9 protein-coding genes are annotated in these 9340 nt (G+C 28.9%); 7 read left to right on the top strand and 2 right to left on the bottom strand.

Annotated elements, in window-relative coordinates; genetic code table 11:
- Window positions 1-65 precede the first annotated feature (65 nt).
- Window positions 66-812, top strand: coding sequence for a hypothetical protein (locus RDX53_RS12985; protein ID WP_307994302.1), 747 nt, complete (start codon window positions 66-68; stop codon window positions 810-812).
- Window positions 802-1539, top strand: coding sequence for a 3-oxoacyl-ACP reductase FabG (gene fabG, locus RDX53_RS12980; RefSeq protein ID WP_295734234.1), 738 nt, complete (start codon window positions 802-804; stop codon window positions 1537-1539). The genes RDX53_RS12985 and fabG overlap by 11 nt, the downstream gene beginning before the upstream one ends.
- Window positions 1540-1681: 142 nt before the next feature.
- On the opposite strand, the gene RDX53_RS12975 is transcribed toward fabG, so the two are convergent.
- Window positions 1682-1957, bottom strand: coding sequence for a metal-sensing transcriptional repressor (locus RDX53_RS12975; protein ID WP_195930948.1), 276 nt, complete (start codon window positions 1955-1957; stop codon window positions 1682-1684).
- Window positions 1958-2063: 106 nt separating this feature from the next.
- Window positions 2064-3989 (bottom strand): cation-translocating P-type ATPase, encoded by a 1926-nt coding sequence (locus RDX53_RS12970; protein WP_307994301.1) that lies wholly within the window; start codon window positions 3987-3989, stop codon window positions 2064-2066.
- Window positions 3990-4200: 211 nt separating this feature from the next.
- Between RDX53_RS12970 and RDX53_RS12965 the strand changes: the two genes are divergently transcribed.
- The 5 genes from RDX53_RS12965 to RDX53_RS12945 all read left to right on the top strand — a co-directional run bounded on the left by RDX53_RS12965 (window position 4201) and on the right by RDX53_RS12945 (window position 9266).
- Window positions 4201-4620, top strand: coding sequence for an Rrf2 family transcriptional regulator (locus tag RDX53_RS12965; RefSeq protein ID WP_195930947.1), 420 nt, complete (start codon window positions 4201-4203; stop codon window positions 4618-4620).
- A gap of 68 nt (window positions 4621-4688) precedes the next feature.
- Entirely contained in the window at window positions 4689-6077 is a 1389-nt protein-coding gene (locus RDX53_RS12960) for a TldD/PmbA family protein (RefSeq protein ID WP_295734240.1), read from the top strand.
- A 5-nt stretch (window positions 6078-6082) separates the two neighbouring features.
- Window positions 6083-7426 (top strand): TldD/PmbA family protein, encoded by a 1344-nt coding sequence (locus tag RDX53_RS12955; protein WP_295676359.1) that lies wholly within the window; start codon window positions 6083-6085, stop codon window positions 7424-7426.
- Between the two features lie 180 nt (window positions 7427-7606).
- Window positions 7607-8356, top strand: coding sequence for an ABC transporter ATP-binding protein (locus tag RDX53_RS12950; RefSeq protein ID WP_195930944.1), 750 nt, complete (start codon window positions 7607-7609; stop codon window positions 8354-8356).
- On the top strand, window positions 8346-9266 hold the full coding sequence (locus RDX53_RS12945) for a SufD family Fe-S cluster assembly protein (protein WP_307994300.1): 921 nt from the start codon (window positions 8346-8348) through the stop codon (window positions 9264-9266). The genes RDX53_RS12950 and RDX53_RS12945 overlap by 11 nt, the downstream gene beginning before the upstream one ends.
- Window positions 9267-9340 lie beyond the last annotated feature (74 nt).

Here is a 9340-nt window from a genome sequence, read left to right as displayed (position 1 = left end):
ATAATTATCTATACGTTATAATATTTAAAACAATATTTAAATAAATAATATAGGAGGTAAGAAGATTGAATAAAAAATCTAGAATAAACTTTATTCTCAGAACTATATTATTTTTTTCAGCATTAATTGTATTTATATATAATCCAAACAACTTATATAATATATTAAATTACAATCTTATATTTGGCATAAAGATTTATCATATATGTTGGCTATATTTGATAAATGATGTTTTGAAAGTAATTATTCCATGTAAAAATAAAACAACTTACAACGGTAAATTATTTTTAAAGCACTACAAAGAAAAAAACAACTATGATAAAAATGCAGTTAGTATACAAACAGTTATTAACAATAAAAATGCATTTAACGTGCTTTTAGCGTGGATTTGTTTAAACTCAATATTATTTTATATATATTTTAAATTAGATTTAAACAAATCATGGGTAATTATGATATTTTTATTTTATTATTGGTGTGATATGATTTGTGTAAATATATGGTGTCCATTTCAGGTATTCTTTATGAAAAATAAATGCTGTAATGTGTGTAGAATTTATAATTGGGATCATATTATGTACTTTACACCATTTATATTAATCCCAAATATATATACATATTCTTTAATACTACTTTCGATTATAAGTCTATTTTTATGGGAGTATCAACTTAAAAAACATCCTGAGAGATTTTTAGATATATCCAACTTAAACTTAGGTTGCGCTAATTGTAAAAATGAATGTAGATTTAATAAAAGGAAAATAAAACACATAAAAAGAAAAAATATAATGAGGTATAAATATGAAAAGTAAAAAAACAGTTTTAATAACAGGTTCGTCTAGAGGTATAGGACGAGCTATAGCGGTCTTATTTGCTAGAAATAACTATAATGTAGTTATAAATTACAATAAATCAGAAGATAAGGCGAAAGAACTTTATGATATGTTAACACAAGAAGGTCTAAGTGTTAGAATGTTTAAGGCAGATGTATCAAAAATAGAAGAAGCAAATGCACTTGTGAATTATACTATAGGTCAATTTGAAAATATCGATGTTTTAATAAATAATGCTGGTATAAGTAAGCCTTGTCTATTTACAGATATATCTTATGAACAGTGGAATGAAGTTATATCTACAAACTTAAATTCAGTATTTTATGTTACAAAAAAAGCACTACAATACATGCTTCCAAATTGTAGTGGTCACATAATTAACATATCTTCTATGTGGGGGCTTGTTGGTGGATCTTCAGAAGTAGACTATTCTGCTTCAAAAGCTGGAATGATTGGTCTTACAAAAGCCCTTGCAAAAGAATTAGGGCCTTCAAATATAAATGTAAATGCAATTGCACCAGGTGTAATAAATACAGATATGGTAAAAGATTTAAGTGAAGATACTATGGAAATGTTAAAATACGAAACTCCTCTTATGAGAATTGGTCAGCCTGAAGATATAGCTAAATGCGCGCTATTTTTAGCAGAACAAGGCGATTTTATTACAGGACAAGTGATAAGCTCTAATGGTGGTTTTGTAATATAACAAAATGGAATAGAATGAATATTTTTACTTTATAAATATACATAAACTTTATAAACATATAAAATATGAAATTAAATTATAAAAAGCGATAAAAACTTGATTATATATCAAATATTTATCGCTTTTTATGTACTTTATATAATTACCCCATTCTAGTAAAATAGTCTATAGCTTTTGAAAAATCTTCTATTGTTTTTTCTATATCTCCGTGTTCAATTCCGTCTTTAACACAGTGATGTATATGTCCTTCTAATACCACTTTTCCTACTTTATGCATAGCGCTTTTTGCTGCGTTTATTTGGATTAATATATCTTCACAGGGAACATCTTCTTCCACCATTTTAGATATTGCATTGAGTTGACCTTGGATTTTTTTTATTCTAAGTTGAATATTTGGTATATCCATACATTGGCGCATGTTAATTCCTCCCATTATTAGATTGCTATTATTATATGATAATACTAATTGTTTGAAAAATCAACTAACCTGCAATTCCAAAATAGCATATGAAATAAATACAAATCTACATATTAAGAGCTTTTATATTAGTATTTGTAAAGTTATATATAGTTTTATTATTCAAATCGATATTATTTTTAGTCTTTAATAGTTTAGATGAATTTATTATAACAAATACTGAACCTAAATTATGAACAAGTGCGCCGACTACTGGATTTAATACTCCCGCCATAGCAAGTATTATAGCTACAAAGTTTAATACTAATGAAAATGTTACATTTAGTTTTATAGTCTTCATAGTTTTTTTAGATAGATAAAGTAAATATGGTATATTTTTTATATCGTCGCTTACAAGTGCTATATCTGAAGCTTCTATAGCTATATCACTGCCGATAGCACCCATAGATATCCCAACACTTGAATATTTTAAAGCTAGTGCATCATTTACACCATCGCCAATCATACAAGTAGGAGAATTTTTACTTTCTAATTCTTTAATTATTTTCATCTTATCTTCTGGAAATAAACTAGAATATACATCATCTATAAAGACTTTATTAGCTATATTTGATGCACTAGCTTCATTATCTCCAGTAAGCATTATTGGATTTATATTTTGTGATTTTATATAATTTATTATTGATTTGCTTTCTTGTCTTAAAATATCAGATAATGCTACATATCCTATTAATTTATTTTCTATTGATAAGTAAATTACTGTGCAACCTTTTTTAAAGAAGTCTTGTGATATTTTAATTATATCTTTATTGTTAATATTTATATTTTTATCTTTCATTATTTTTAAATTGCCGACTAATATATTTTTAGAATTTAAAACAGCAGTTATACCTTTTCCGGGATGTACTATAAAATCTTCAATTTCTAATAATTGATTGTCGTTTTTTTCTTTATAATATGAAGTTATAGCCTTTCCAAGTGGATGTTCTGAATGAGCTTCTACAGATGCTAATATTTTTATAAATTCTTCGTCACTATATTCAGAACAAAAACTTTTATAATCTACTATTGATAATTTGCCATAAGTCAATGTTCCAGTCTTGTCAAAAGCTATATTTTTAACTTTTGATAATCTTTCAATTATATCTCCACCTTTTATAAGCATACCGTATTTAGTGGCATTTCCTATTCCAGCCATAATAGCTGTTGGAGTAGCTAAAACTAAAGCACAAGGACAAAATACAACTAATATAGTTACAGATCTAAGTATTTCATGAGTAAATAAATAAGTAATAATAGAAGAGACTAAGGCTATAACTACAATCCAAGTTGCCCATCTATCTGTCAAACTAACTATAGGTGCTTTATCTGCATCAGCTTCTTTTACTAATCTTATCATTCTCTTAAGTGAGCTATCGCTCGAAGTTTTGCTAGCTCTCATATCAAAAGTAGAATATTGATTTATTGTTCCGCTTAATACATCGTCTCCGACAGTTTTATCTACAGGAAGAGATTCACCATTCATTATAGATTCATCTATAGAGGCTTCGCCCTTTATAATAATACCATCTGCTGGAATGATTTCACCTGCAATAACTCTTATTATATCGCCTATTTGGATATCATCTGCATCAATCATAACTTCTTGTTTATTTCTTATAACTCTAGCTTTTTGAGGCGTTAATTTTATTAAACTCTCTATTCCTGATTGTGCCTTTTGAACAGTTAAATCTTCAAGAAGGGCACCGATAGTCATTATAACTGCGATTTCTCCAGCTGCAAAAGTTTCACCTATAATAACAGATGCGATAAGTGCTAAAGAAACTAATACATCGGCTTTAATATCGAATTCTTTATATAAAGATATACAAGCTTCTTTGATGATTGGTAAACCGCAAAGTAATATAGCGACCCATGATAAATTAAAATGTAAATAGTTATTTATACTGTTTACTAAACTTAAAAGTAAACATATTGAAGAAATAACAATAAAAGTAATAGTTTTAGTTGTTTCTGATTTGAATAATCTCATAATAACCTCCTCTTCATACCCCTATGGGTATGAAATATTTAAAAATATATATGGTACATATACCCCTATAGGTATAGGGTAATTCGTTTTTATACAAAAAGCAACTTTTATTTTTGTATCTTTTTTGATGCAAATAACCTGGAAAACGATAACATTTTTGTTATTTGAATAACTACATTAAGTGTGCTAAAATTACCATGAGGTGATAAAAATGAAAGTTAGTAGACGTTTTCAACTATCAGTACACACGATATTATTTATCGCTGTGTATGGAGATGAAAAAGGGTTAACATGCGACTATATATCTAACGAATTAAAATGTAATCCTATAGTTATAAAAAATATATTAAATCTTCTATGTAGAAATGATTTTCTTATAAAAGTTCCTTCTACATCTAGTATAAAATTAAAAAAAGATGTAAAAGATATAACTTTATGGGATGTCTATAAAATAACAGATGAAGTAAATATAAAAAATATATTCTGTAGTGATGATTTGCAAATAAATAATCCGATCATATCGGATTTACCAGAATTATTAGTAACACCCTTTGAGAAAGTTATGAGCTGTATTAAAGACACCTTATCTAAAGTTTCAATTGATTCTTTATTAAAACAATATAATTACTAATTAACTACTAAAACTTTGTGTGAAATTGTATGCACATAAAAATAAATTTACATGGTAGGAGGGGAAATATGATTTCAAAAGAAATAGCGACTAAAGTACTAGAAAAATGTTTAATTACAGGAGCTGATTTTGCAGAAATATTTGAAGAAGATAGTATAACTAATAGTATTTCTGTATTAGATGATAAAGTAGAAAATATATTAGGTGGAAGAGATTATGGTATTGGTATAAGAATATTCAAAGGGCTAAAAAGTGTTTATGCTTATACAAATGACAATAGCTTATCATCTCTTTTAGATACTGCTTATAAAGCAGCACTTGCATTAGGCAAAATAGAAGAAGGAAAATCGATTATCTTAAATAATCATATGACTTTTAAAAATTTACACCCAATAAAAATAAATCCAAGTAGTGTAGATTGTAAAGAAAAAATAAAAGTTATGAAAAGTGCATATAAAAGTGCAAAAAATTACCACACTGATATATCAAAAGTAAGTGTTGGATATATGGATAAAGAGCAAAATATATTAATTGCCAATACGGAAGGATTATATACTGAAGACACTAGAATTAGAACTAGACTTATGGTAAATGCAATTGCTTCTAATGAAAATGAGAACCAAACAGGTAGCCAAAATCCAGGTAGACTTATGGGATTTGAAATGTTTAAAGACGAAGTGGATCCTGAATATCATGGTAGAGAAGCAGCAAAGACTGCCCATATAATGTTAAATGCTAAAAACTGTCCTGCCGGCCAAATGACAGTGGCAATAGACAATGGATTTGGAGGCGTAATCTTCCACGAGGCCTGCGGCCATGCATTAGAAGCAACAGCAGTTGCAAAAGGAAACTCAGTATTTTGTGATAAATTAGGAGAACAAATAGCATCTACAAAATTAACTGCAATAGATGACGGTACTATGAAAAATCACTGGGGCTCATCAAATATAGATGACGAAGGGACACCTACTAGAAGAAATGTACTTATAGAAAATGGTATCTTAAAATCATATATGGTTGATAAATTAAATGCTAGAAGAATGAATACAGAAGTAACTGGAAACTCTAGACGTGAAAGTTATAAATATGAGCCGACTTCAAGAATGACTAATACATATATAGCTCCTGGTGATGACAAAGTAGAAGATATCATAAAATCAATAGATGATGGACTATATGCTAAAAAACTAGGTGGTGGTTCTGTAAATCCAGTTACAGGAGAATTTAACTTCGCTGTAAATGAAGGATATTTAGTTAAAAATGGTGAAATAACAGAACCAGTTAGAGGAGCTTCACTTATAGGTAAAGGTAGTGAAGTTTTAATGGAAATAGATATGGTATCTGATAATGTTGCTCAAGCTGAAGGAATGTGTGGCTCTAAATCAGGAAGTATACCTGTAAATGTAGGTCAGCCTATGATTAGAGTTAAAAATATAACTGTTGGCGGAAGGGAGTAACTATTATGAATTTAAATACATTTAAGGAAATATTATTTGAAAAAGCAAAAGAAGCTGGTTTTGAAAATAGTGAAATATATGTGACTAATTCAGAGTCTTTAGAAATATCTATTTATCAACAAGAAGTAGAAAGTTATAATCTAGACAAAAGTTTTGGTTTATCATTTAGAGGTATAATAAACGGTAAAATAGGGTATTCTCATACTAGAATACTAGATGAAACTTCAGTAGATATGCTTATAACTACTGCTAAAAATGCAGCCTTACTTATAGAAAATGAAGATACTCAATTTATATATAAAGGCGATGAAAAATACGAAAAAGTAATTTGCTATTATGAAGATTTAGATAATATAGATCCAAAAGATTTAATCGACTTAGGTCTTAAAATGGAAGAAGAATGCAAAAACTACAACCCAAATGTCGTAAATATAGGAGGTTGTAAGATTACCTACTCTAAAGGTGAAGTCCAAATATCAAATACAAAAGGACTTAACTTAAAAAATAAAGAAAATATACTTTATGCATATATAATACCTATAGTAGAGATAGATGGCGAAAAGCAAGATGGAACAGGATACAAAATAGCAACAAATATAAATCAAATAGATCCCAAAGAAATAGCTAAAATGGGCGTTGATGAAGCATTATCAAAAATAAACTCAAATGTTATAAAAACAGGAAACTACAAGATAGCTCTATATAACGAAGCTATGGTATCGCTACTTAGTGCTTTTTGTGGAGTATTTAGCGCAGATGCTACTCAAAAAGGACTTTCTTTACTAAAAGATAAAGAAAATACTATGATAGCTTCAGAAAAAGTAACAATAATAGACAATCCTCTTTTAGATAATGGATTATCTTCAGCACCTTTTGATGATGAAGGTGTAGCTACATTTAAAAAAGAAATTGTATCTAATGGAAAACTTACAACATTACTTCACAACTTAAAAACGGCTAATAAAGCAAATACAAAAAGTACTGGTAATGGATTTAAGTCTTCTTATGCAACTTCTGTAGCTGTTTCTCCTAGCAATTTCTATATAGAAAAAGGAAATTTATCTTTTGATGAAATATTAGAAAACATAGGTGAAGGGCTTTTAATAACTGACTTTGCAGGGCTTCACTCTGGAGCTAACGCTATAACAGGGGATTTCTCATTAGCTGCAAAAGGATTCTACATAAAAGACGGTAAAAAGGAGTATCCAGTAGATCAAATAACTGTAGCAGGTAACTTCTTTAAACTTCTTAAAGATATAGAAGAAGTCGGAGATGATCTAAAATTCCCACTTAGCTCAGTTGGTAGCCCAACAGTAATAGCAAGTGGTCTATCTGTTGCAGGAAAATAAAAACAAATTTCAATTTAAAAAGTTAAAAATATCATTAAAACATGTAGAAAAAATAGATATAATTGTATAAACTTAAAAACATGGGGAGAATTATGAGTGCTTATCTTTAAGCGCTCATAATTTTAAATACTTAAATTTTGAGTATTTTATTTGAAATATAGAAATAGAAAGGAATTTGTTATGCTTGAATTAAAAAATATTACATTTAAAGTAGACAATTTAGATGGCAAAGGTGAAATTACTATTTTAGATAATATAAACTTTACAATTGAAAAAGGTAAGATATTAATTATAACAGGGCCTAACGGCGGCGGTAAATCAACATTAGCTAAAATAATAATGGGAATAGAAAAACCAACATCTGGACAAATATTATTTGATGGACAAGACGTCACAAACCTTAGTATAACAGAACGTGCAAGAATCGGAATAGGTTATGCATTTCAGCAACCTCCAAGATTTAAAGGCGTTACAGTTAAAAAGCTTCTTAATTTAGCTTCTGGAAATAAATTAAGTAATGACGCTTGTTGCGAATACCTTACTAACGTAGGTCTTTGTTCTAAAGAGTATTTAAAAAGAGATGTCGATGCATCTTTATCTGGTGGGGAATTAAAAAGAATAGAAATAGCTTCGCTAATGGCTAGAAATCCTAAACTGGCTATATATGATGAGCCAGAAGCAGGAATAGATTTATGGAGTTTTTCAATGCTTGTTAACAGCTTCCAAAAATTCAAAGAAAACAAGGAACAAACTGTTATTATAATTTCACATCAAGAAAGAGTAATAGACTTGGCTGATGAAATTATGATAATTGCAAATGGTAAAATTAAAAATAAAGGGCCTAAAGAACAAATTATGCCACTTATTCAAGCTGGACCAACTGATTGTGGTTGTCCCATAAAGGAGGTTGCTTTAACACATGAAAAATAGTATGCTAGAAAATTTATTAAAGACAATAGCCGATATTACAGGGGAACCTGAAGGAGCATTTAACCTTAGAAAAGATGGCGTAGGAGTTATGCGTCACTCTACAGAAAATATAGAAATAAAAACAAAAGAAGATAAACCTGGTATAGATATAATTGTAAAACCTCATACAAAGGGAGAACAAGTTCATATACCTGTTGTATTAACTGAAACTGGTTTAAACGATTTAGTATATAATGATTTCTTTATAGGAGAAGGTGCCGAAGTTGATATAGTCGCTGGTTGTGGTATACACAACTGCGGAAGTGCAACTTCTGAACACGATGGTATCCATACTTTTTATATAGGAAAAAATGCTAAAGTAAAATATAGAGAAAAACACTATGGCGAAGGCGAAGGTACTGGAGATAGAATACTAAATCCTACAACTATAGTTCATATGGAAGAAGGATCATATTGTGAAATGGAAATGACTCAAATAAAAGGAGTTACTTCTACTATTAGAGAAACTGAAGCAAATGTAGGTAAAGACTCTAAGCTTGTGATTACAGAAAAATTAATGACGCATGACAACCAACATGCTACATCTAATATAACTGCTAATTTAAATGGTAAAAACTCAACACTACAGATAGTATCTCGTTCAGTTGCCAAAAACGATTCTACACAATCATTCCATCCAATAGCAGTTGGAAATGAAAAGTGTAAAGCTCATATACAATGTGATTCTATAATAATGGATAATGCAAGAGTAGCTTCTATTCCAGAGATACAAGCAAACCATACAGATGCTGCTATAATCCATGAAGCTGCTATAGGTAGAATAAATAATGAACAATTGCTTAAATTAGAGACCTTCGGCCTTGACGAAGAACAAGCTGAAGCAGTTATTGTAGAAGCATTCCTAAGCTAGAATATAGTATGATATATAATTTTAGTTAGTAGAATTAATATAAGATTTAAATTTAATTAAAAAGTTTATAATAT

Origin of the sequence: uncultured Intestinibacter sp. (assembly GCF_902468165.1) — a bacterium.
In the GTDB taxonomy this organism is placed as follows: Bacteria; Bacillota; Clostridia; order Peptostreptococcales; family Peptostreptococcaceae; genus Intestinibacter.
This window is presented reverse-complemented; position numbering and strand designations above follow the sequence as displayed.

Coding starts and splice junctions, on each gene's coding strand:
- RDX53_RS12970 (WP_307994301.1), bottom strand. CDS start 3,989: ATGAGATTATTCAAATCAGAAACAACTAAAACTATTACTTTTATTGTT.
- fabG (WP_295734234.1), top strand. CDS start 802: ATGAAAAGTAAAAAAACAGTTTTAATAACAGGTTCGTCTAGAGGTATA.
- RDX53_RS12960 (WP_295734240.1), top strand. CDS start 4,689: ATGATTTCAAAAGAAATAGCGACTAAAGTACTAGAAAAATGTTTAATT.
- RDX53_RS12945 (WP_307994300.1), top strand. CDS start 8,346: ATGAAAAATAGTATGCTAGAAAATTTATTAAAGACAATAGCCGATATT.
- RDX53_RS12950 (WP_195930944.1), top strand. CDS start 7,607: ATGCTTGAATTAAAAAATATTACATTTAAAGTAGACAATTTAGATGGC.
- RDX53_RS12975 (WP_195930948.1), bottom strand. CDS start 1,957: ATGCGCCAATGTATGGATATACCAAATATTCAACTTAGAATAAAAAAA.
- RDX53_RS12965 (WP_195930947.1), top strand. CDS start 4,201: ATGAAAGTTAGTAGACGTTTTCAACTATCAGTACACACGATATTATTT.
- RDX53_RS12955 (WP_295676359.1), top strand. CDS start 6,083: ATGAATTTAAATACATTTAAGGAAATATTATTTGAAAAAGCAAAAGAA.